This is a genomic window from Spiroplasma endosymbiont of Phycita roborella, from assembly GCF_964031195.1.
GTDB classification, from domain to species: domain Bacteria; phylum Bacillota_I; class Bacilli_A; order Mycoplasmatales; family VBWQ01; genus Spiroplasma_E; species Spiroplasma_E ixodetis_A.
In genome coordinates this window covers 49,100-74,450 of sequence record NZ_CAXIQJ010000002.1, presented here as the reverse complement: position 1 = coordinate 74,450, position 25,351 = coordinate 49,100, and the positions used below count along the sequence as shown (strand labels likewise).

Genomic DNA, 25,351 nt, shown 5'->3' with positions numbered 1-25,351 from the left:
TCAATGTTAAATTAAATAAAGATATTAGGAACTGAAAGGAAGAAAACATATCATGGCTATTAATTTAAAAGGCAGAAATTTTATTTGTTTATTAGATTTTACTTCAGAAGAAATTTATTACTTATTAGAATTAGCTGCTACTTTAAAAATTGCAAAACAAAAAGGAATAGAAAAACAGCCGTTAAAAGGCTATAGTGTTGCTTTATTATATCGAAAAGATTCATTACGAACAAGAAGCGCGTTTGAAGTTGCTGCTTGTGATTTAGGAATGCATTCAACATATTTTGATCCAACTAGTAGTAAATTAGGAATTAAAGAATCAATTGTTGATACCGCTAAATTTCTTGGTAGAATTTATAATGGTATTCAATTTCGTGGATATAAACAAACTGATGTTGAAGAATTAGCTGAAAATGCCGGTGTTCCAATATGAAATGGCTTAACTGATTTATATCATCCAACACAAATGCTAGCCGATATTATGACAATTCAAGAGTGTAAAAAAAATAAAGATGTTAAAGGTATTAAATTTGTTTATTTTGGAGATGCTCGTTTTAATATGGCTAATAGTTATATGATTATTAGTGCAAAATTAGGAATGAATTTAGTAATCTGTGCTAATAAAAATTTATGACCATATCCTCAACTATTAAAACAATGTCAAGAAATTGCTCAAGAAACGGGTGGCTCTATTATTTTAACAGAAGATTATAAAACAGCAAGTAAAGATGCTGACGTAGTTGCTACTGATGTTTGAACATCTGTATCTGAAGATAAAGTTTTATTAAAACAACGAATTAAAGAATTAATGCCATATCAAGTTAATAATGAAAAAATGAAAATTGCAAAATCAGATGTTATATTTTTACATTCTTTACCAAGTTTTCATGATGGTAATACACAAATTACTCAAGATATTGTTAAACAATATGGTGGAACAGGTGAATTAGAAGTTACTGATGAAGTATTTCGATCTTCTGCATCAAAGGTATTTCAACAATCAGAAAATTGTTTACATACTATTAAAGCTGTAATGTTAGCAACTTTGAAAGGATAATATATGAGATTATATTAAAAATGAAAAGAAGTTTTAATTATTTTATTATTTAATAAACTTATTTCCATTAATTAGTTTTTATTATTTTTATTTTAGAATATTAAATATATTAATTAATTGTTTATTAAAATATTAATGTTAGTTTTTATGTTAAGATATTAGTAATTAATTTTATTAACTCAAATTAAAAAATAGGAGTAAATTATGATAAGACAAGAAGGAATATCAGAAGATAGTAGACAACAATTAATATATAATTATCAAGGATTAAATATATGAAAAAAAGTGAGTATTATTGGTAGTGGGTTTTTGCTTAGTACAATACCAGGAATTGGTATAACATATTTATGTAATGAAAAAATTGTTAAAGCACTTGGTAGTAATGAAAATTTATTTTCATTACCAATTCGAATGCTAATGGGTGCTGTTACTAGTTCATTATTAGTATTATTTACTATGGGACCATTTGTACACAAAAAATTATTTCCTGAATGATATGAGAAGAGAGCAGAAGCAAGGTATATAAATAAAACTATTAGTGAAATTGAAAATTTAAGAAATGATTTTGTAAATATAAATAATAACTGAAATGAAAATAGTACAGTTAGCTTAATAGAAATATTAACAAAATTGAATAATAAAAAAGAAGAATTACAAAATAAAGAAAAACCATTAATGTTTCAATGAGAATTGGAAAGAATGGTAGATAACTTAATTATTGATGTTAATAATCAATTAATTAGATTTGATCCTATTTCAATTAGAGCAATTAATGATATGTTGGATAATTGAGATAATAATTCAGAATTGAATGATAGTAGTCAATCTTTAATTTATTATTAAAAATGTTATTCTTTTCTTAATTTAAAAGAATAACATTAGTTAATTTATTTAAAAGTTTTTATATGTTATATACTACTTTTTGTGTTAGTTTATTTTTTACTATTTGTGAGTTTTCAGAATTAAGAAACTCATATTTTTTTTCATCTTTTATTTCTTCAGGACTTTGTTCTTTAGTGTTTGTACTAGTATCAATAATAAAAGAACTTAAATTTTGTTGTGATTGGGTTGGTGTGCTATCATAGTAAATATCAGAAAGTAGCGTGAACGTGTCTGCTTGTTGATCTTCAAATTCTAAAAGACTTGTAGTATCACTTTTTTGATTATTTATTATGAAAAGACTTGTATATATATTTTCGATTTGTTCAGTTAATTTAATTTTTATTAAAACATTATTGTTATTTTTTAATGATACTGTGCTTATTAAGTCTGTTCCTTTTAATAGTGCTTGTTCTTGATTAAGTTGCAAACCATTTAATAATGGTATTGATTTTCCATATTTTTCTTTAGTTTTTGTTATTCGTTGCTCATAGATTTTCTTATATTTTTTCAAAAATATTATTGTTTCATTTTTTGTTTTAAAATAATATTTATTAGAATTATTTTCAAGATTATGTTGTGAGAGATAGTAAGAAGTTAAGTCTATATCTTGTGCATATATTGTAATTTCAATAAAATTAATTTTAAAATTTTCAATTTTTTCTATAAGTAAATTTATTCTATCAATAAAAACTAAATTTTCTGGAATGGCAACCCTTTTTAGGACTATTTTTTGGTAGACATTTGTTTTTGATAACTAATTGGAGTTAGGTAGTTTAGAGTACTGTGAATTCTTATGTTGTTATATCAATTGATGTAATCAAATAATTCTAATTTTAATTGGATTAATGATGTAAAATTTTTATCATTAATAAATTCAATTTTGAAAGTTTTAAAAGTTGCTTCAGCAACAGCATTGTCATAAGGACATCCTTTTTTGCTTAAAGATCGAGTTATGTTGAAAGCTAATAAAAGTTTATCAATAGTTTTATTATTGAATTCATTACCGCGATCAGTATGAAATATTTCAATATCTTTTAAACAGTGATTTGATTGCATAAATGCTTGATATACTAATGATGCATCTTTTTTAACTCCAACACTATGTCCAATAATTTCGCGGTTAAATAGGTTGATTAATAGGCAAATATAGTTTCATTTACCATTAACTTGAACATAAGTTAAATCACTAACAATAACTTCATTTTTAATTCTATTATTAAAGTTTCTATTAACAAGATTGGTTATTTGACTATCATTGACTTTATTATGATAATTTTTGAATGATAATTTAGTGTATTTTGATATTAAATTATGCTTATTCATAATTTCTTTAATTTTTCTGCGTGATAAATAAATTTCTTGGTTTGCTAGTATGACTTTTAATCTTCTAGTACCATAAACTTCTTTATTTTCTTTAAAAGCACTAATAACAGCTTGTTCATAAATATTATTTTGAATTTTATTTTTTTTCTTTAAATTAAAATAATATGTTGATTTAGAGAGTTTTAAAAAATGACACATTGTGCGAATTTTATATTTAGATTTATTATTTGCAATAATCTCTACTTTCTGCCTATTATTAGTGCTGCTTGCTTTAAAATATCAATTTCCATTCGTAACTGTTTTAATTCTTTATTTGCTTGAATTAATTGTTTTTCTAAATCTGAAAGATTATCTTTAGTTTTAAAACTACCTGAATTAGTAAATTGCTTAATTCAATTGTAAGTAGCTGCTCTTGTAACATTGTATTCTTTAACAAGGCAAGATACTGATTTGCCACTTTGATATAAAGCTACTATTTGTTTTTTAAATTCATCTGAATATGAGTTAATAGTGACCATAATTATAATTCCTTTCTTTTAACTAATTTGTTCACTTGTCTATGTAATTAGTGTCCAATAAAGTGTAACCCATCCAATTCATTATCTTTTAAAACATAAGGTAATATAGCAACTCCTTTATTATTAGTTCAAGGCTCTTCAACACCATAGTAAAAGTCTTCTTTAATTAATTTTACGAAAGTAGTTCCTTCATTTGTACATGTACCATTAAAAAATGTTGAATTTTTTAAGTTACTATTAATATTTCTTTTTTTATGACGATGTTTATGATTAAAAATTTCGGCTTGTTTTAAATTAATTGGTAGTTGTTGTAAATTGGTTAATGATTCTTGTAAGGTTGTTGGGTTATTTAATGATTTTATTGGTATAGATTGTACTTTTTGTTTTTCATTATGAAATAATGGAATAATTAATATTCATAATTTAAATAAAAAACTTGGATTAAAATATTTCATTTTAACACCCCTTTCAAAATAATAATTAATAAAAATATATCTAAAATTATGTATTTATTTTAACATTTTTTTATTTTTCTTAAGATATTTACTTTTATAATAATAAATATGGTATATAATTTAAAGCAAGATTACTATACTTTTATAAATGAGATTTAAATATATATTATAGTTTTATCGCTATAACTAGGTATTAACCACTAAGTTTATTTTTAATTTGTATTTTAGATAATAGAAATTTATTTAATCATCAATTATTAATAAATTTTAAGTTTAAATTTAATTAAAAATAATAAAAAAAGTATCAAATTTACACTTGTGGTAAAAATTGATACTTAAATAAAATAATTTTATTTTATTTAAAACATTAAATCAGAAAATGGAAAACAAGATTTAAATAGGGTAATATATTTAATAGTTTTTTGTTCATTATAATTTAATTCTGTATTTAATGTCATTAATTGCTTACGAAATTTTTCATAAAACATTGTTCAAAATAATCAACTTATAGTAATAATAAGTAAACTAAGGAAACTAAAAATTGCTAATATTTCCTTGTTAATATTATTATTTTGAGTTGGAATATAATACAATAAAGCACAAATAATAGTAATAATAACACCATTTATAAAAAATAAATTAATAATTGGTAGAGCTAAATTACTTCATTTTTGAGAATTATTTTTTCACTTAATAACAAGTACACTACTTAAAGTTTGATATTTATTTCAAGTAGTGGTTTCATTAAAATCACGACTTTTTAATTTTAAAATATTTTTTTTAAAATTATAGTTAAGATATTTAAAAGTAAATTTACTTTTAACTATTTGACAATTAATATTTTCATTGGATAATGCTTGTTGATAGCTAGGTTTTAATTTAGTATCATTTTTTTTACTTTTTAAAATAATAATTAATCAAAAAATAAATTGGAATAATTGAAATATTAAAACCATCGCAATTAAAAATAAACTAATAAGAATAAAAACACTTGTTGTTTGATCTTGAGTAATCATATATTTTCACTATTTATTTTCTATAGCATTAATACTAGGTAAATCCTTACCTTCTAGATATTCTAATGAAGCACCTCCACCAGTTGAAATGTGGCTAAATTTATTTTCATATCCAAATTTAACTGCTGCTGCTGCACTATCACCACCGCCAATTAGTGTAAATGCACCTTTTAATTGTGAAATAGTTTTACAAATATTTTTTGTTCCATTAACAAAGTTACTCATTTCAAAAACTCCTAATGGTCCATTTCAAAAAACAGTTTTAGCATTAATTAAAGTATTTTCAAATAATTTAATTGTTTTTGGACCAATATCCATTCCTTCATATCCATCATGAATATTTTCATTAGTAGTAATTTTACCTTTGATGTCCTTAAATTCCGGAGCAATTACAAAGTCAATAGGTAGTATTAATTTTTCTTTTCCTAATTCAATAATTTCTTTAGCAATATCAATTTTATCTTTTTCTAATAATGAATCACCAATTTTATAATTCAATGCTTTCATAAAAGTATAAGCCATACCACCACCAACAAGAACTTTATCAGCTTTTGTTAATAATTGTTTGATAACATCAATTTTATCTGATACTTTAGCACCACCAAGTACTGCTATAAAAGGATGTTCTGGATTAACGGTGATTTTATTAAGCATTGTTAATTCTTTTTCAATTAATAAACCAACACAACTATTTTTGATATTAGTAGCAATACCAACATTAGATGCATGAGCACGGTGTGCAGTACCAAAAGCATCATTAACAAATACATCACCTAAATGTGCTCAATATTTACCTAATTCGGGATTATTAGTAGATTCTTTATTACCATTTAAATCTTCAAAACGAGTATTTTCTATTAAAAGTAATTCTTTGTTTTTAAGATTATTAATAGCTGTTTCAAGATTTGTACCACGAGTTTCATTAATGAATATTACATTTTCTTTTAAGATTTCACTTAGTCTTTTTGCAACAGGCGCTAAAGTATTCTTCGCTTTATCAGCTTCAGATTTAATTCTTCCAAGATGTGATAACATGATTATTTTTGCATCTTGATTTTGTAAATACTTAATAGTTTCGATGCTTGCTTTTATTCTTGTATCATCGGTAATTTTATTATTTTCTAATGGTACATTGAAGTCAAAACGAACAATAACTTTTTTATTTTTAAAATCAAGATCCTTTAATGTTTTTTTATTCATATAATTTTCATCTCCTTTTTTCATATTATAATTTTAATATATTTTTAAAACGATTAATAAAAATGCATCTTGTAATTGGTAAGATGCATTTTTGTAGTTTAATATTTTAATTAAACTATTTAAAAATTATTTTAGCTTTGCTAAGTGTATTACTGTTCTTACTAATTGTGATACATATGACATTTCATTATCATATCAAGCAAAAACTTTAACAATTTGTTTGCCTTCAACTTCAATAACTTTTGTTAATGTTGCATCAAAACTTGAACCAAAACTTGAACCAATAATATCAGTTGAAACAATTGGATCTTCATTATAAGCAAATGATTCGCTACTATGTTTTTTCATTGCTGCATTAACTTGTTCAACAGTAACATTTTTCTTTAATTCAATTGTTAAATCAACAATTGAACTAGTAATGATTGGAACACGCATTGCTGAACCATCTAGTTTTCCTTTAACAGAAGGGATAACTAAACCAATAGCTGCAGCAGCACTTGTAGCTGCAGGAACAATATTAGACATAGCACTACGTCCTCTTCTGAAATCTGAATGTTCTAAGTCTAGTAAACGTTGGTCATTGGTTGCAGCATGAACTGTTGTCATTCATCCTTTAATAATTCCAAATTCTGATTCTAGAGCATGAACAACAGGAGCAAGACAATTAGTAGTACATGAAGCACCAGAAATAATATTATCAGTACTTTTTAGAATATCATGGTTAACATTATAAACAATAGTTTTTAAGTCTCCCTTAGCTGGTGCTGAAATCACAACTTTTTTAGCTCCAGCATCAATATGTGCTTGTGCTAATTCTTTTGTTGTAAAACGTCCAGTTGCTTCAATTACGATATCAACAGCATTGGCTTTTCATGGTAATGCTTTTGGGTCTTTTTCTTGACAAACTTTAATTATTTTACCATCAACATTAATAGTATTTTTTGATTTGTCTGCTTTGATTTTTCCGTGTTTTCAAGTTCTATGTGCTGAATCATATTGTAATAGATATGCTAGGGCTTCTACATTTCCTAAATCATTGATAGCAACAATATCAATTTCTTTTTTGTCAAATAATTGACGGAAGGCAAGGCGCCCAATGCGCCCAAATCCATTAATTGCAATTTTAATTGCCATTATTAAGTCACTCCTTTTGTGTGTTTGTTTTTTATATTGATTAATGACTAGGTATATTATAAACAAATATTGTTAATATTTGTCATAAAATATGGATTTATTTATAAAACATTTATTTTATTAGTAAATTATTTCCTTTATTTTAATTATAGTTTTCATTATTTTATTTTTTTATGAAAAATACTATATTTTATATTGGTATATATTCTATTTCATTATTAATATTGTCAATATTATTATTTTCAATTGTAGTTTGTGATTCTTCAACAGTTAATTCAATTGGTATAGTTAAAGTTTGAATACGTTCTAATAAGCGTTTAACTTTAATTTCTTCTGATTTACTATTTTTTAAATAATAATGTTGATATAGTTCACTAATGCTATAGTTAGAATTAATAAATGTAGTTTTTAATGGTAAAATTCGTGCATTAAGAATACTAAATAATAATTCATCACGCTCTCAAGCGCTAACGGTTTCACCGCCTAAATCATCAATAAATAATAAGTCACATGATTTTAATTGTTCAATTTGCTGATTAGTATCAGTATCATTTTTAAAACTTTTTTTAATGTCCATAACAAATTCAGGTCATACAATAAAACAAACAGTTTGATTTTTTTGAATTAATTTATTTGCAAATAAGATAAAAATAAAAGTTTTGCCACTACCTGTGTCACCATATAAGTATAAACCTTGATAACTTTTGTGTTTTAAAGATTGATGTAAATACTGGATGATTTCTTTTCTTGCATTAGTTGAGGCATTAAAATTTTTACTTCATGAAAGTGATAAAAGTTTATCATCATAGTATTTAATTAAAAAATTATTATGTACTTGTTGTTGGACAGATCTATTAATAGAATGAAGACAATCCGTTAGTACTAAACTTATTTTTTGATTAGGTAACATTACTAGTTTATAACGATATCCTTTAACATTTTGTAGACATTTGCTAAGATTTTCTCGTTTTTTACATAAATTGTAGCTATCAATATAAGTTTTTAATAATTCAACATATGGTTCTAGTTTGCTGTTAGTTAAGTTGTTTTTTTTAATAAAGTCATGAAGTTCAGCATTGTTAATGTTTTCTTTTAAGATAGTTGTCGCTTTAAGTTTCATGATAATCATTTCCTTACTTAATAATAGTGTCTTTTAATAATTAAATTAATGGGCATCAAATTCCTTTAAAATATTCTTTATTTCTTCTTGAGTTAATGTTATATCTTTTTTATTAATATTATCAACCTTATATTTTTTAATTAATTTTTTATTGAAATTATTTGTTGTTGATTGTTCTGTAGTAGATCATAATGATTCTTGTTGAAATTGTTGCTGTGGATTTTTTTTGCTACGAGCATAAGCAAGTTTTAAATGAGATAAAGCATCATCAATAGTATTAATTTGATTTTCTTGAAAGGTTTCAGCAATTTTAATAATATAGTTTGGTTCTAAACGTTTATTATTTTTAAATCAAACATATTCAATTAAGCAGTTAATTACAGCATTATTTAATTGAAAGTTATTAGTTAATATTTCTAATGTTGTTTTTAATTTATCAGTTGGTATTTTACCAGTTAAATTTTTTAAATATTCTTCAGGTAATTTTTGTTGCATTAAATTTAATGTGGTATTAATAACATTAGAATTATCTTTAGATATAATTGTATTACCATTAGAATTTAAATTAACTTTCATAGTGTTAATTTGATTTTTATTTTGAAATGAATAAATTGGTCTAGAGATTGATGTTTGTTCTTGTTTAGCATAAATATTATTAAGTGCTGTTTTTAATTTTAAAGATTGAGGGATAGTATTTTCCTGTTGAGTAATATTAACATAATTTTCTGTAATTTCAATATCATTTTTCAAAAAATAAAATTTTTGTCTTTCGTAATTTAAAGTTCCTAATTGTTTAAGTAGTTCTGAGTTTAAATGGGTATTAGCAAAAAAATCATCAGCAGATAAGGGAGAACACAATTGATAAATGTAAGTAGATTTTAAAGAATAGTAGTAAGTATTAATAAGGTTAACAGATTCAAGTTGTTGGAAAGCAACAAGTAATTGAGTGGAAGTTATTTTTAATAAAGATTTAATTCGTCCGTGATTGAAATCAAGATTAATACGTTTTGTTAATAACTTTTCTTGAACTAAAGTTAAATATAAATTTATTGCTTCAATACCAATTATTGGTTGATATAACATAAATAAAATTTGGTAATCTTCGTTACTAATATATTCTGATTGGTTCAACTTAAAAATATCAATATCATTTATTGTTCTGTTCATATTCATTCCCTAACTTTCTTTTTACTATCCATTTCTTTCATGGTATGATAATTATATGCACATAAAGAATATAAATAAAGTGAAATGATTAAAACACATACTTATCCACATTTATTCCACTTTTTTTTATTAAAAATATTCTTTATTAATATATACTTTTGAGTTTTCCACAGTTAATATTTAATTTGACAGTGATTACAAAAGTAAGTTCCGCGAAGGTTTATTTTTATTTTTTTGATAATAGTATGGCATTTAAAACAAGGCATTTTTGCTCTAGTATGAACTTGTAATTCTTGTTGATAGTAACCTGTTACACCAAGGCTTGAAGTATAACTACTAATTGTTGATCCGCCAAGTTTTATTGATTTATTAAGCACAAATTTTGCTTTATTAATGATTTCTTGTAATTGTTTAAGTGTTAAGTTTTTAGTAATACTTTGCGGATGGATACTAGCATAAAATAATACTTCATCTGCATAAATATTTCCTAAACCACTCATAACATTTTGTTCTAATAATGTTGCTTTAATACTTTGACTTTTATTTTTTCATTTATTTTTTAAATATTCAGCAGTAACATTTTTATTAAAAGGTTCTGGACCAATATTAATATAAGGTTTTATTTTTTGATATTCATTTTTAGTTTGTAAATGAAAGGTTCCAAACTGTCTTGTGTCATGATATCTTAATTCGTATTTATTGTCTAATTCTAATATTAATAAGACATGTTTTCAATTTATTGATTGATTATTTTGTTGAAAATAATATTTTCCTTCCATTCGTAAATGACTTAATAATACATAATCATCTAATATAAATATTAATAATTTACCAACTCTTTGAACATCATTTATTGTTTGTCCAATAATTTGTTTTGTGAATTGTTCAATACTTGGTGTTTTGATAATTTTATTTAAAAGAATTCTAACACCAATAATTTTATGATTAGTTAAAAGTGGTTGTAAAGTTTTGCGAACAGTTTCAACTTCGGGTAATTCTGGCATTTTTATTTTCCTTCCAATAAAATATAATAAACTAATTTATTTTAAATATTAATAAATTTTTAAAAATTTATTTTAATTCAAATCAGTTATCACCAATACTAGTATTAATTAATAAGGGAACTTTTAATTTAGTAACATTAGACATAATTTTAGTAATTTTAGTAATAACATCATTAACTTTATTATCTTCAACTTCAAAAATTAATTCATCATGAATTTGTGCAATTAATATTGCATCAATATTTTGTTTTTTTATTTCTTTATAAATTTTATTCATTGCTAATTTTAAAATATCAGCAGCACTACCTTGAATTGGCATGTTCATTGCTATTCGTTTACCAAAATTTTGAATCACCTTATTTTTATTTGTAATTTCCATTACTTCTCTTCTACGATTAAAAATTGTTTGAACGTATCCATTTTTTTCACAAAAATCAATTATATTATTAATATAACTTTTAATTTTTGGAAAAACCGAAAAATATTTATTAATAAATATTTTAGCATCTTCAACTTTAATTCCTATTTGTTGTGATAAACCAAAACTAGAAATGCCATAAACAATTCCAAAATTAATAGCTTTTGCATTTTGTCTTTGTTCGTTAGTAACTTCTGCTAAAGGTATATTTAATATTTTACTTGCAGTTTCGCGATGAATATCATGCTTTTGCTGAAAAGCTTTAATTAAATTTTCATCTTCACTAATATGAGCTAATATTCTTAATTCAATTTGCGAATAATCACAGGATAGTATTTTAGTATGTGGTTTGCTTGGAATAAAGATTTTGCGAACTTCTCTTTGCTCTTTATCGCGAATACTAATATTTTGCATATTAGGATCTAATGAAGATAACCTGCCAGTACTGGTTTGCACTTGATTATAAATGCTATGAATTTTACCATCATCAAAAATATATTTTTGTAAACCAAGTAAGTAAGTGGAATATAATTTTTGTAATTTACGATATTCTAAAAGAATATCGATGATTGGATGTTGATTTTTTAAACTAATTAAAACTTCAAAAGCAGTACTACCTTTTTTATAATTAGGTAATTTTAATTCTTTAAATAAGTATTCACTAATTTGTTTTGGTGAATTTGGATTTAAATTACTATTACTTTCTTTTTTAATTTGTAATTCTAAATCTTGGATTTTTAGTAAAGTTTTATCAGTTAGTAGTTTTAATTTTTTTTGATCAATGTTAACACCATTACACTCCATATTTACTAATACAAAAGCAGCAGGTAGTTCAATCTCTTGATATAAATTTCAGTTATTAGTATCTTTTAATTTTTTTATAAGAATGAGATGAGAATCTGTTAAAAAATTTAATTTTTTTTCTAAAAAAATAGCTATTTCTTTTTCATCATTGGGAATATTTTTTTTAATACCTTTGCCATAGAAATCATCAGCGCTTAAATTATCTTTAACATTGACATTGAGTATAACAGCAATGTTTTCTGGTAATATTTTTTCATTAGCATAAAGAAGGTAAGCAGCTAACATATGGTCAAAAATAATATTATTTATTATTAATTTTAAACGTAGTCCTGCGATAATAACCTTTTTTAAATCTCAAGTTATTTTTTGTAGTTTTTTATTTTGTAAGAAATGTTGAAAATTAGAACAATTAATTGCATTGATTTTATTAATATAAAATGTTCCTTTTTTATTTTTAATACCAAAACCAATAATATTATCACGATTATAATTATCACCAAAAATTTCTAATCATAAGTAATTTGAATCACAATTTCATTCTTGACTTCACTTATTTATAATTTGAACGTGAGATGTACTATTTTTATTAGTTTTAGGATTAGTGTCTTGTGTTAATAAAGAGTTCATATTATATTGTTTGTAAAAGTCTTGTAACTTTTCATTATTTAAATTTTCAACATTATAATTAAACGTTTCTAAATTACCAGTAATTGGTGTATTTAAATTAAGTTGTGCTAGTTGTTTACAAATAATACCATTATTAAAGTTAAGTTTAATTAGTTTACTAACATTTGGTTTTAATTGTTCTACATTTTCAATAATATTTTCTAATGTGTCATATTCTTTTAATAAACTAATAGCAGTTTTTTGACCAATTCCTTTAATGCCAGGTAAATTATCAGAACTATCACCCATTAATCCCTTTAAATCGGTAACTTGATAAGGTAATAATTCATATTCTGATTGAAATGTAGAAATAGTAATAACCTTTAAATCACTCATCCCTTTTTGTGGATTAAGAATTTTAATATTGTTATCTAATAGTTGTAATAAATCTTTATCACTACTCATAATATCAATTTGATAATTACTAGCAACTTTATTTTTAACAATGCTGCCAATAATATCATCAGCTTCATAATTATTTATTTGTCCCCAAGGAATTTGTGCTAAGTCTAAAAATATTTTAACTAAATTAAATTGTTCAATTAACTCAACCGGAGTTTCACTTCTTTTTCCTTTATATGTTGCTAAAGTTTCATGGCGAAATGTTTTACGACCAGCATCAAATGCAACAAAAACACTAGCATAGTTGTTAGATTTTAAGTACTTAGTCAGCATTCTAATAAAAGCATAGACGGCATTAGTTGGAATACCCTGTAGCGAATGTAGATTAACTCCTTGGTATGCAGTAGCATAATATGCTTTAAATAATAAATTGTTACCATCAATAATTAATGCTTTTTTCATTTATTCACCTAATTTCATAAAATTATTATAACAATAAGTAAGTATAACTTCATATAAAATTAAAAAATTAGCATATAAAAAAAACAAGATTTTTTTCTTGCTATCGAACAATAATTAAGTTACAGATTTAATTGTGTAGAAAACATTATAAATATAAGGTTTTAGGGTTAATTTTAAGAGAATTATTATATTTATAGTGATTAGAGTTCTGTAACTTAATTATTTAAATATTAAGGATATTTATAAATAGATCCTTAAGTTTTATTATAACATTCAATTTTTAATTTTTAAATTCATTTTTTCTTTTTTATATATAAAAAACAAGAGCTTTTCAGCTCTTGTCTACACAAGAATTATTGCTAAGGTAATATGTCATTTATAAAAAAAAGGGGGGGTTATTTATAAATAAAACTTAAGGTTATTGGGGTTATAGAGTTTAAATTAGGGGTTTTAGATTAATTTTAAATTTTTATATTTAAAAATATTATAATTGAATAATGTTTTGACATATTACTTTAATTTTAAAGGACCTAGGCTATCTAAATCCTTATAAGAATAATAACAAATAATATTTAAATTGCAAGGAAATTTGTTATTATTTTTAGAAATAATTTATATTTTCAGTTTTTTTTCAAAAATATATTCATACTCTATATAAGTTTTTGATTTTTTTGATAAATATTTTTGGAAAAATTGCAATAATTTTACCCTACTTATCTTAATTTTATAAAAAATCTTAGTGCATTAATGGAGTGTTTATTTTTAGTAAAAATTTTTACATATTATGAAATTTTTAAACACTAATAAAAGTAATAAAATAAAAATATGTGGTTAAACTTATAGTTTTAATTTTAGTTATAAAAATTTGTAAAAAATTATTTAAAAAAAATAAAAAAGATATATAATGATGTCAGATATTTAATATTTAAAATGGAGAAAAAATATTCAAATTGAAGTAAGGAGAAAATTAAAAAATGCCAAACCCATGAAAAACAGAACCTAATGGCCCAACAGATTTAAGCAAAGTTGCTAAATGGGAAATTAATGATGTGAATGAAACTAGAGAAAGATGAAAGAGAGAAAAAGAAGAAGAAGAAAAAAAACAACAAAAACAAAACAAAGCGGGATCTAGTTTGAAAAAATAAATTTGTTTTAAAAATTATATAAAATATAACAAGATGTTTGGTGTGTATATGAGTTTTTATTTAAACCTATTACTTTATTATTTTAAAGTAAATGGGTTTTTTATTTTTTAATCAAATAAGGAGAAAAAAATGAAACCGATATTATCAAAAGCTATAAGTAATATTGTAAAAAAAGGTCCATGAATTACTAGAGATGAACCTTTACATCAAAATAAAGAGAAAATACAGAGAGAATTAATAACATATAAAATAAAATCAGAAAATGATTTTGTATATAAAACAGAAATTAATAAGGATATTATAATTTTTGAATATTTTTTTGAGAAAATAAAAGATAAAGATAATGGTCCTTGCATTGTGACGAGAATTTATTTTAGTAATGATGAGATATGAGAAAAGATAGTATATATTAATAATAAAGAAACTGATGTTGAACAAAAAATAATAGAACAATATAGAGTTTATTTTTGTAAAAAAGAACTTTTAGAAGAAAGTCAATTCATAAAAAATGAAAATGATAATCAAGTAGTTATTAGAAAAAAATCTATTTTGGATTTTAAAAATAAAGAAAATATTAATGGTATCATTAATAATGATGAAAAGATTAAAGAAAGTAAAAATATTTTAGGTAAATTAGGTAGGTGAGTTTTGGAAAATTTTTTATTTTTGCCCTTGAAACTTATCTTTTTGGTGTTGTTTCAGGAATTATTTCTGTTCTTGCTCTTAAAATTCCCCTTGTAATGGCGCTTTGTTGATGAACTCCTGCAGCTTTGGGAATAGCAACATTTACTGCTCTGCCTATAGGTTGATGTATAGTTTTAGCAATTGTAGCAGTATTAGGTGTTCAGTTATTAAAAGAATGTGCAATTAAACCTTTATTAAAAAAAATGTGAAATCTAGTAGAATCAAAAAAAGCAAAAAAACTAGAAATGGAAGACTTAAAAGAAATAGATTTTCATAATATCAATTCTAGAGTTTTAAAAAACTATTTAAGTTCTCAAAAAAACATACCTTTTGATGAAATTAGACCAAGTTTTGAACAAAATATTAATATAATTAAAAATAGAAAATTGTCTCATCAAACTCAAGAAAAATTTGATGCAAAGAGTATTAATAATATTCCAATTTCAACTAATACTTGAAATAAAGTAAAATGTTTATTTCAATATACTTAATAAGTTAACAATTTTGTCGAAAATAATAAAATTTTAATCTATAAAATTAATACTATTTTCTCTTTTCTCTTATTTTATGGTTAATATTCATGTTATTATTACTAAGTAATTAAAAAATATTAATGAGGTATAAGATGAGTATTGTCACAATTGAGAATTTAACACATGCTAATGGTGGAAAAGTTTTATATAAAAACGCCACTTTACAAATTAATAAAGGTGAACATGTGGCATTAATTGGTATGAATGGTGTTGGTAAAACAACATTATTAAATATTATTAATGGAACAGTATCTGCAGATCATATTAATTTAAATATTCATCCTAAAATTAAAATTGGGTATTTGGATCAACATCAAGAGGTTAATTTAGAATTAACAGTTTTACAATATTTGCGTGAAAGTTATCAAAAACTTTTTGAACGCGAACAACAAATGGAAAACTTATATGCAGAAATGGCTAATAATTATAGTGAAGAGTTATTAACGAAAGCAATCAAAATTCAAGATGAATTGACACACCAAGGATTTGATACTTTTAGTAAAAAAATTGGTCGTTTAGTTGATGGATTGGGTATTAATTTACAACTTTTAGAACAAACTTTAGGTAGTTTAAGTGGTGGTCAAAGAGCAAAAGTGTTATTAGCAAAATTATTATTAAATGAAGATGATTTTTTATTACTTGATGAACCAACTAATTTTTTGGATATTGAACAAATTAATTGATTAGCTAAGTTTTTACAAAATTACCCTAGTGCATTTTTATTGGTGTCACATGATCGTAATTTTATTAATACAACATGTAATATTATTTTTGATATTGATAATTATATGATTACTCGTTATGTTGGTAATTTTGAAAGTTTTTTAGAACAAAAAAGTTTACATCATCGTCAATATGAATCAGCATATTCAAATCAAAAGAAATTAATTGAAAAATTAGAAACTTATATTAGTAAAAATGCAGCACGTGCTTCGACTGCTAAAAGTGCTGAATCAAGAAGAAAACAATTATCCAAAATTAATGTTTTAGAAAAACAGCAAATCCAGTCTCCTCCAAAGTTTTATTTTAAGTATTATAAAACAACAAGTTCAATTGCTGTCCAAGCTAAAAACCTTGAAATAGGTTATCATAAACCATTAATTAAGCCGCTTACTTTTGTTATTAAGACTGGTAGTAAGTGAGTTGTTAAAGGGTATAATGGAATTGGTAAAACTACTTTCTTGCAAACGTTAGCTGGTAATATTCCAGCATTTGTTGGAAATATTAATTTAGATGATCGAATGCAAGTAGCGTATTTTCATCAAACTGAAGTAATGACTAGTACTACTCCATTTAATTATTTAAAAGAGTTAGATATTAAATTAAATGATGTTGAGATTAGAAGAATTTTAGCAAGTTTTGGTTTGCGTAGTAATTTAGTAATGAAACCAATGAACTTACTTTCTGGTGGTGAACAAACTAAGGTTAGATTAGCAGCATTGGCATTAAAACCTTATAACTTATTAATTTTAGATGAGCCAACTAATCATATTGATGTTTTAGCTAAAGAGTCTTTATTAAAAGCATTGCAAGAATTTGAAGGCACTGTATTATTGACAACTCATGATACTAATTTTAATAATAGTTGAGTTGATGGGGTTTTAGATTTTGAAAAATTAACAAATTAGTGAAATTAAAATAGTTATTTTTAATATTTAATTTATACATTTAAACAAATAAAAAAAACTTATAACTAAATCTTAGTTATAAGTTTTTTTTATTTGTTTAAATTATCCTTTACGATTACGGTCGTCACGGTCTCGTCTGCTAAATCCACCACTGTTTCCTCAACTAGAATCACCACGGTCAGAACGTGGTCTAAAGTTTCCACGATCAGAAGAATTTCTATCCCCTTGTGTTCTTGCTCCACGTTCAGCAAAACGTTTTTCACGTTCTTCTGTGATTTTTACAAGTGTTGTTAAACTTGCATTAATAGTAATTACTGTTTCTTTTAAAACTTTAATTTCTTCTAATAATGCTTCTATTGTTTGATTGTTTTCCATTAACAATGCCTCTTCTTTCTGGCGCCTAATTGATAAATCTGATAATAATATCTGATATAATGAGATTAATAAGCACTTAATTAAGTATAGCATTAAAATTAAAATTGTATAGTATATAGTAATATATTTTATAGTTAAAAATAATTATTATTATGATAACTATTATTTTTTTATTAAATATCTAGTAAATAATACATTAAAATTAGTTTTTTATTTTACTAAAGTAATACTTTTAAATTTAAAAGTACGTATACCTTGAAAATCAATTAAATTTTCAATATCAATAGCAGTGATAATAAAATGATATGTAGTGTTTTTAATTTTATATGTAAAATCATATTTTAAATTAATTGTTTCGATATTATTGATGGTAGTTTTAGTCATAGTAATATCAGAAGTATTACCTATTTTTTTATTAATGCCGGTTGTGTTATCAGCATCAAAATAAACTTCATAGTTATCTTTAATTCATTGATTATTATTAGCAGTAATAATATTTTTAATTCCTAATTTATGACTTTCATAAGTAGTACCAAGTAATAAATTTAAGATATTATTTAGTTGACTGTTTGGTTCAAGCATAGTTTTTTGTAAAATATCAAGTATTGAACCTTGAGTAAAAGTTGGATATTCTGGATCATCTTTATTAATGTGTCCACCTAATGATTTATATAATTCTTCGACATCGGTTGCTGTTACATCACTTTTATTAATTATGTTTTTTAGAGTAACAATAGTATCATTTTTAAGAATTATTAAGAGACCAGTAGTATTATTAAATAAAAAATTCTCTAAATCTTGTAGATCAATATTAATACCTTCATTACCTGGGTATTGTTCTGAAATTTTGGTAATTAGATCAGTAATACTAGTAATAATGTTTTTAACACTATCTGTATTAATTGCTTTGATAATGGTATCAATTAATGCACTAGGATCATATGCACTATCACCAATAAGCCCGCCTAAGGTTAAATTTGCTGATATAGGTAAAGGACCAATTTTAACTTTTAAATTAAGTTTAACATCATAAAGAAATGTATCGAAACCACGAGTTTCTTCTGTAGTTTTACCAAATACGGTTAGAAGTATTTGTTTTAATTTTTCTGGTTGGCTAATTAAAGATTTTATAGTATTGATAATATCAAGTAAATTATAGCTACCAGCACTTGGCTTTGATGGATAACCATTACCAATTGTTAAATTTTTAACACCTTCAGTAATATCGGGCATATCTAATATTCATTTTTTAATAACCGGAATAATTGCTTCAATAATTGTTAAGATATAAAGTGGGTTAGTTAAAAGATAGGGAAAGTATTTTTCAATATCAGCAAAAAATCCTTTATCATCAAATTGAACATCCGGTGGATTTATACCATTAACAGTTATATATTCTGAAAGAATATTACCTAAATACCTTGGAGTTTTACCATCTTTACCAAAAATTTTATTGTCTTCACTCATTTTTCAAAACAAGTAATTAATTAAAGTTCCACCATGATATAAATCATAATCTTGTTTTGATTTTCAATTTTCAACTTTATGACCAGGAAATTGACCAAAACTTGGACTTATTTTTCATTTTCCATCATCATTTCAAGCGCTATAAGGTTGACCACTATCATCTTTTCAATTATTCATAAACTTAGTTAATGTTTCTTCATCAGTGGGTGTAGAAGTTTGTTGATCAGATCAACTGCCATTGACTAAATTACCAAATATTCTAGTTAGCGGATTTAAAAAATTAGGACCATAGTTATTAATTAAATTAGCAACTAATTGTAATCCAGCTGGTAAACTGCTTAAGTCACCTTGTAATGATTTTAAAAAACTAGAAATGGGGTCCATACCAGCACCTACAACTATATTTTTTAATTGTGGATTAGCCATAATTGATATAGTTCTAATATAATCAAGTGATGAAAAAACATCATTAACTTGCTTTTTACTATTGATGGTTTTAGTTAATTCACCTGTTCCAGAAGCTTTAAAAAAATTATCAGGATCAAAGTTATTTACATCAATTTTTCCATTTTCCCCTCAACGTGTTTGTAAATCACCTCAATTATTTAAACTAGTATTTTTAGTTAAATTATTAATACTATTATTTTTAATTTTTCCCATAATATCATCATTAGTACTACTAGTATCAGCACCTAACTCTTTTGACATAACCATACTTTTAATTAAAGCAGAAGTTTGGTCAGCAAAACTTTTAGCGATACTATTAGTTACACGGTTAACATAAAAATTAAAGGTACAAGCCGATAGAGGTAAAATAGTGGCACTTGCTATTAAGATAATTCCTAACTTGGTAAATACTTTTTTCATAGCAGTTCTCCTTAAATAAAGTGTTATTTTTGTCAATTTTATTTTACTAAAATTTAATATATTTAACTCTGAAAATAATTAAATTTATTTCTTACAAATTGTATCATTAGTTATTTTAATTTTAAAATTTATTTAAATAAACAATTTAAATATGGTAATATATCAAACAGAGAAAAATTAAACATTATAAAAACTATTTATTATTTATTTTAAAATTATCCTATATATTAATTTTGTATAAGTGTGATATTATTAATCCATATGTGAACTTAATAATTAAAATTAAATGCAAAATTTTAATTTCAGGAATTAGGGAGAACTGTAATGGCAAGGTTAAATAAACGCGAAAAAGCCAATAATAAAAAAATGGTATCTACTAATAAGAAATCAAAAAAAAGTTTATTTAAGAATGCGTTACTATTAAAGCAGACTTTAGTTGCTACATGAAAAAGTAAATTACAATTAGTTATTTTACTATTACTTACTGCTTTTGCAACTTCGTTGGTTACTGGAAGTTGAATATCATACGTTAGAATGATTGAAGGAAGTAATCAATTAGGATTAAATGATCTTAAGTTTGATGCTGTTTTACCTTATTCACCAGTGTCGCAAGATATTAAACAAATTGCTAATCAAGCTTTTAGTTTAAAGTTAGGTCGATTTTATGTTCAAGATGGAACTAATAGTAAAAGTACTAAAGCGCTTTATTTTGATGATACAAAAATAGGTACAGATCAAGAAATACTACCAATCACTAAAGATAACTTAACTATTGATTATACTCGTGATAATACAGGCAATATTACTGGGTTTAATGATATAAGATGAACAAATCCGGATAATCCTTTACTTTTTAATTTGAATAATAATAATGTTAAAGCAAGCATCTATGGTCAATTTTTATTAAAATCAAAAAATGCTGCTAATGAAAATTTAAAAAACCATTTTAAAACAGCAGCAGATGATTTATATCGCGATGTTTTCTTAAAAAAAACAGCACCCAATATTCTTCAATCTATTAATACTTTTATTAAGGAATGGATTACAAAACATTCAACAGATCCGATATTAAAGGAAACTGATAATGATAAAGTTACCACTTGAATTTTAGAAAATAAAATAAATTTTAGATCTTCTTCTAATGATGCTACTATTCCTGATAGTGTTAATTTGCAAGATCCAACAGAAAGAAATGAACTTTTTATTAAAGTAGTTAAGGAAACTGAAACTGATCCAAAATTAGATAATGAGTATGGTATGAATGGTCAATGAATGAGAATTTATCGTAATTTTTCTGCAACAGAATCAGATAGTAACATTTATACTAATTTTACTAATACTTCTATTGGTTATCATTCACCTTTTAACTATAATGTGATTAGTGATGGCACTGAAAGAGATGCATTTTCTACATATTTAATTCGTGCGGTTGCAGCATTACAAATGCGTGATTTATATGTTCGTAATCAATTTACTGCCAGTGCTGGAGTAATTAATAATACTCAAATTAATACTAAAATTATTGATATTGGTTTACCTAATGCTTTAAATCATACTAATCTAAAAGTATTTGAAGGTGTTGCACCAACAAGTAAAAATGAAATAGTTATTACGCCACAATATGCAAGAAAAAATAAAAGTAATAAAGCGTATAAACCAGGCGATCATATTAATATTAATGGTACTGACTTTATTGTTAGTGGTATTGGTGGTGATGCTTATGATATTTATCCAACGATTAGTGACTTAGATCCAATTCCTAATACAAGAACTGAATTTATTGCTTATGTTACACCTTCAGCATGAAATGATGGAAATTGATATAAGACAGCAGATAAAACCGATAATACTTTAATGTATTTTACAAAATGAAATAATATTCCTAAAAATAGTATTCATGAATTTGATGTTGATTTATTTAATGATTTTTTTCAAAAAACAATATTTAGTGATAATGGTGTTAGTGATTTAAATCAATATGATTATAATAAGTATTTAGTTGAGAAATATGGTAATACTAACCCAACACCACAATCATCTTCTACATATCTTATTAATCCAAATCCTGTAGTTACAAGTAGCAATAGTCAGTTTTCGCTTTATAATAGTAAAGAAAAGATATTTAATTCAGCAATAATTGGGTTTTTATTTGCAGCAATAGCAGGCGTATTATTTTTACTAGCGGTTGTTATTTTTATCACCACTTTAATTGTTAAAAAGGCAATCCAACATGGACAAGTTTCAATGGGTATTTTAAAATCAATAGGTTATAAAACATGACAAATTACGATTTCTTATTTGGCATATCCATTATTAACGCTATTAATTGCAATTCCAATTGGCTGAATTGTTGGTCTTGTAATTCAGGTATATTTAACTGAGATTTTTAATACTTTATTTGTTTTACCATATAATGTTTTTAACTTTGATGTTGTTCCATTATTTATTTCAATTGTTTTAATTATTGGTTTTATTACAGTTGTTACTTTATTAACTGCCTTTCGTCTTTTAAAACGTGATCCTTTATTTTTAATTAAAAAAGATAGTGATTTAGCTTTAGGTGTTCCTAAAAGTAGAGCTAGCAAGTTTTTACAAAATAATTTTCGTCTTCGTTTTTTATTATCATTATCAAAAACTAGTTGAAAAAAAATTTTAGTTACTTCGGGAGTTATTACTTTAGCTTCACTTTCAATTGTAGCAACAACACTAGTTCCTGCCACTATTAATAGTTTAAAAGTTAATTATTTCAAAACTCAAAAATATAAAAATTATTATGAGTATCAAACACCAATGCCGAATATGCCGATGAGTAAATATGGATTATATTCATGAGATTTTTTTAATCGACCAAGTGGTGAGAAATATTATCCAACTTATGGTGCTATGCCTTGACCTGAAGATAAAATTGTTTATGATGAGAAAAAGGCACGTGTTGGATGATATAATCCATTATTGTTTAAAAAAGAAAAATTAACTAATAATTTTGCTGATATTTTTACTTTCGATTCATCTTTTCCTGAATCTGAAAGAGCAGAGTTTATAAAAAAAATGTCCTCTTATTATCAAGAACAATCAACAGGGACATTAGATCTTAATGATTTAGTTTGATCATATAGTTGATTAGGTGGCAAAGCTTTTAGTAATCAGTTAATAACTGATTTAAGTAAAGAAGATAATACACCATCAAAAATATTTTCATATAATATTGTTAATTTTGCAAGTGGCCAATTACCTAATATTTTGCAGGTTCCCAATCCTGGAGTGCCCCCTGGTCCAGAGGCAATTAAAGAAATTTTAAAGCAAGTATTACCGGGCTTTGTTCGTCAGAGTTTTGATAGTTTGCCAAGACCTAATATTAAAGAAGATCCTTATGATTATTTTAGTATTGGTCATAATACTATTGCTTTTAATCCAAAAACTACTAATAATGGTGATATTAATGGACCAGATGAAGAATTAGTAACACAGTTTAAAGTTGGTGTTGATGAAAGTACAAAAATTGCTAAAAAAGAACTAATGGATGTTATTGGGATTAATCCCAATACTGCAATGTTAGTATTAAAAAATGATGAAGTTAAAGCTTTAAAATATAATGCTAATGCTAATGCTATTCCAATGGTTATCAATCGTGCTTTTCAATCTAAATTTGGATTAGATGTTGGTTCACAATTTAGTGGTGTACCACAAGTTAATACTTTATGTTATAAAAATATTGATGGTAAAAGTATTCCTTTACCAAAAGAAAATTGATATTACGGTGAAACACCACCAACAGATTCTTATACTACAAATGGTGGCATCTGATCAAAAAGTGGAACAAAATGAAATTATCGTGGTGATCAAAAAATAAAATTATCTGATAATAGTAAAGAATATAGTGATATCCATGGTACTAGGTATAATGGTATGTATGATGAAAAAGGACAACCAATTATAAATAATGAACCTAATACTTGAAATAATGTTAATGATATTTGATTAAAATTGCCTTCTGATATTGATCATCATGCTATAGAGGGTACAATTCCAACAGCTGATGGGACTAAAATTATTGAATTTAATTTAGAAAATATTTCCGATTTAACAGGTAAATGAATTAGACCTTTTTCATATGATTTGGTAAAGTCATATAATGGATTTGATCCTAAAGATCCATTAAGTATTTTATTAAACCGCCCAGCAGAATGATTTATGGGAATGGTTAATAATAATATTTTAACTAAAGAAAATAATATTAATGCTGATAGTTTACAAGCAGATATTAAAAATAACATGCCAACATGATGAAAAAATATTACGGGTAATGATAATCCACTTCATACATATCAAGTTGTGGGAATTCAAGATTCTTATGATACTCCTAAAGCCTATGTTGATCAAAAATGAGCTAATGAAATTATGGGTTATAGTTATATTGATGATAATCCTTATTATTCAGGAACGGATGTATTTCAATGATTTAATGGTAAGTTAAGTGCTAATGCTAATGTTTTTGATTTAATTGGAAGAATGAGTTTTAAATCAAATTTAGATGATTATACTATTTATGCAACCACTAGTTTAAGTGGTAATCAAAATATACCAATGGTCAAAAAAAATTATTTATTATCAAAACAACAAGCAATGCTTACTAAAATGTCAGATATTGCTTTCAGTGCTAGTGCTTTATTTATTGTGACAACGATTATTTGTTCAATATTAATTGTTATTATGATTACTGATTTATTTACCGATCAATTTCGTCGTTTTATGGCTCATATGAAAGCAGAAGGATATACTAATTGAGAAATTAATTCTTTTACTTTAGGTATTTTTACACCTTGAGCATTACTTGGTTATATTGTAGGGTTTGCCCTAGGTTACCTTGCTATTTATGGTTTAATTAATATTCTTATTAGTTTTGTTGGTGTGGCTTTACCATTTACAATAACATGATGAATATTACCAGTAAGTTTTATCATAATTGGTGGTATATATATTTCAACATTTATTATTAATAATCATGAATTAAATAAAATGAATTTAATTGAATTATTAAAATCTGATGAATAAAATAAAGTTCACTAAAGAATGTTTGGTAAATT

Annotated in this window: 19 protein-coding genes; 7 read left to right on the top strand and 12 right to left on the bottom strand. The window is 24.4% G+C overall.

From position 1 onward, the window contains the following. Positions 1 to 52 precede the first annotated feature (52 nt). Together argF and AAHM95_RS00820 are read left to right on the top strand one after the other, a co-directional pair. Complete coding sequence (gene argF / locus AAHM95_RS00825; protein ID WP_338974627.1) at positions 53 to 1,057, top strand: ornithine carbamoyltransferase; 1,005 nt, start codon at positions 53 to 55, stop codon at positions 1,055 to 1,057. 204 nt (positions 1,058 to 1,261) lie between these two features. Next, positions 1,262 to 1,900, top strand: coding sequence for a hypothetical protein (locus AAHM95_RS00820; RefSeq protein WP_338974630.1), 639 nt, complete (start codon positions 1,262 to 1,264; stop codon positions 1,898 to 1,900). Between the two features lie 58 nt (positions 1,901 to 1,958). On the opposite strand, the gene AAHM95_RS00815 is transcribed toward AAHM95_RS00820, so the two are convergent. The 10 genes from AAHM95_RS00815 to polA all read right to left on the bottom strand — a co-directional run bounded on the left by AAHM95_RS00815 (position 1,959) and on the right by polA (position 13,568). Next, the gene (locus tag AAHM95_RS00815; RefSeq protein ID WP_342273830.1) at positions 1,959 to 2,450 is read right to left on the bottom strand and encodes a hypothetical protein; all 492 of its coding nucleotides are present in this window, start codon (positions 2,448 to 2,450) and stop codon (positions 1,959 to 1,961) included. Positions 2,451 to 2,662: 212 nt separating this feature from the next. Next, positions 2,663 to 3,780, bottom strand: a protein-coding gene (locus AAHM95_RS00810) for an IS3 family transposase (protein WP_342273829.1) whose coding sequence is annotated in 2 segments (ribosomal slippage) — positions 2,663 to 3,510 and positions 3,510 to 3,780 — 1,119 coding nt in all. Because the reading frame shifts where the segments join, the coding sequence is not laid out codon by codon here. 47 nt (positions 3,781 to 3,827) lie between these two features. Continuing rightward, positions 3,828 to 4,235 (bottom strand): hypothetical protein, encoded by a 408-nt coding sequence (locus AAHM95_RS00805; protein ID WP_342273828.1) that lies wholly within the window; start codon positions 4,233 to 4,235, stop codon positions 3,828 to 3,830. Between the two features lie 359 nt (positions 4,236 to 4,594). Beyond that, positions 4,595 to 5,251, bottom strand: coding sequence for a hypothetical protein (locus AAHM95_RS00800; protein ID WP_338974634.1), 657 nt, complete (start codon positions 5,249 to 5,251; stop codon positions 4,595 to 4,597). Positions 5,252 to 5,260: 9 nt separating this feature from the next. Next, positions 5,261 to 6,451, bottom strand: coding sequence for a phosphoglycerate kinase (locus AAHM95_RS00795; protein ID WP_342273827.1), 1,191 nt, complete (start codon positions 6,449 to 6,451; stop codon positions 5,261 to 5,263). A 126-nt stretch (positions 6,452 to 6,577) separates the two neighbouring features. Further along, positions 6,578 to 7,585, bottom strand: coding sequence for a type I glyceraldehyde-3-phosphate dehydrogenase (gap, locus tag AAHM95_RS00790; RefSeq protein WP_342273826.1), 1,008 nt, complete (start codon positions 7,583 to 7,585; stop codon positions 6,578 to 6,580). A 190-nt stretch (positions 7,586 to 7,775) separates the two neighbouring features. Continuing rightward, a complete protein-coding gene (locus AAHM95_RS00785; RefSeq protein ID WP_281748610.1) occupies positions 7,776 to 8,705 on the bottom strand; it encodes an ATP-binding protein in 930 nt (309 codons plus the stop codon). A gap of 45 nt (positions 8,706 to 8,750) precedes the next feature. Continuing rightward, a complete protein-coding gene (locus AAHM95_RS00780) occupies positions 8,751 to 9,872 on the bottom strand; it encodes a DnaD domain protein (RefSeq protein ID WP_342273408.1) in 1,122 nt (373 codons plus the stop codon). Positions 9,873 to 10,045: 173 nt separating this feature from the next. Continuing rightward, positions 10,046 to 10,876 (bottom strand): DNA-formamidopyrimidine glycosylase, encoded by an 831-nt coding sequence (gene mutM, locus AAHM95_RS00775; RefSeq protein ID WP_338962004.1) that lies wholly within the window; start codon positions 10,874 to 10,876, stop codon positions 10,046 to 10,048. A gap of 67 nt (positions 10,877 to 10,943) precedes the next feature. Next, positions 10,944 to 13,568 (bottom strand): DNA polymerase I, encoded by a 2,625-nt coding sequence (gene polA, locus AAHM95_RS00770; protein WP_342273825.1) that lies wholly within the window; start codon positions 13,566 to 13,568, stop codon positions 10,944 to 10,946. A 974-nt stretch (positions 13,569 to 14,542) separates the two neighbouring features. Between polA and AAHM95_RS00765 the strand changes: the two genes are divergently transcribed. From AAHM95_RS00765 to AAHM95_RS00750, 4 genes are all read left to right on the top strand, one after another. Then, a complete protein-coding gene (locus tag AAHM95_RS00765; protein WP_338974642.1) occupies positions 14,543 to 14,713 on the top strand; it encodes a hypothetical protein in 171 nt (56 codons plus the stop codon). 129 nt (positions 14,714 to 14,842) lie between these two features. Beyond that, complete coding sequence (locus AAHM95_RS00760; RefSeq protein ID WP_342273824.1) at positions 14,843 to 15,454, top strand: hypothetical protein; 612 nt, start codon at positions 14,843 to 14,845, stop codon at positions 15,452 to 15,454. After that, positions 15,454 to 15,888: a hypothetical protein gene (locus AAHM95_RS00755; RefSeq protein WP_342273823.1), complete on the top strand. Its 435-nt coding sequence runs from the start codon at positions 15,454 to 15,456 to the stop codon at positions 15,886 to 15,888. The genes AAHM95_RS00760 and AAHM95_RS00755 overlap by 1 nt, the downstream gene beginning before the upstream one ends. A 134-nt stretch (positions 15,889 to 16,022) precedes the next feature. Further along, complete coding sequence (locus AAHM95_RS00750) at positions 16,023 to 17,558, top strand: ABC-F family ATP-binding cassette domain-containing protein (protein WP_425289619.1); 1,536 nt, start codon at positions 16,023 to 16,025, stop codon at positions 17,556 to 17,558. Positions 17,559 to 17,660: 102 nt separating this feature from the next. On the opposite strand, the gene AAHM95_RS00745 is transcribed toward AAHM95_RS00750, so the two are convergent. Both AAHM95_RS00745 and AAHM95_RS00740 read right to left on the bottom strand, forming a co-directional pair. Then, positions 17,661 to 17,933, bottom strand: coding sequence for a hypothetical protein (locus AAHM95_RS00745; RefSeq protein ID WP_174480642.1), 273 nt, complete (start codon positions 17,931 to 17,933; stop codon positions 17,661 to 17,663). Between the two features lie 210 nt (positions 17,934 to 18,143). Beyond that, a complete protein-coding gene (locus tag AAHM95_RS00740) occupies positions 18,144 to 20,267 on the bottom strand; it encodes a hypothetical protein (protein WP_342273821.1) in 2,124 nt (707 codons plus the stop codon). 324 nt (positions 20,268 to 20,591) lie between these two features. On the opposite strand from AAHM95_RS00740, the gene AAHM95_RS00735 reads away from it, so the two are divergent. Next, on the top strand, positions 20,592 to 25,319 hold the full coding sequence (locus AAHM95_RS00735; protein WP_342273820.1) for an ABC transporter permease: 4,728 nt from the start codon (positions 20,592 to 20,594) through the stop codon (positions 25,317 to 25,319). Positions 25,320 to 25,351 lie beyond the last annotated feature (32 nt).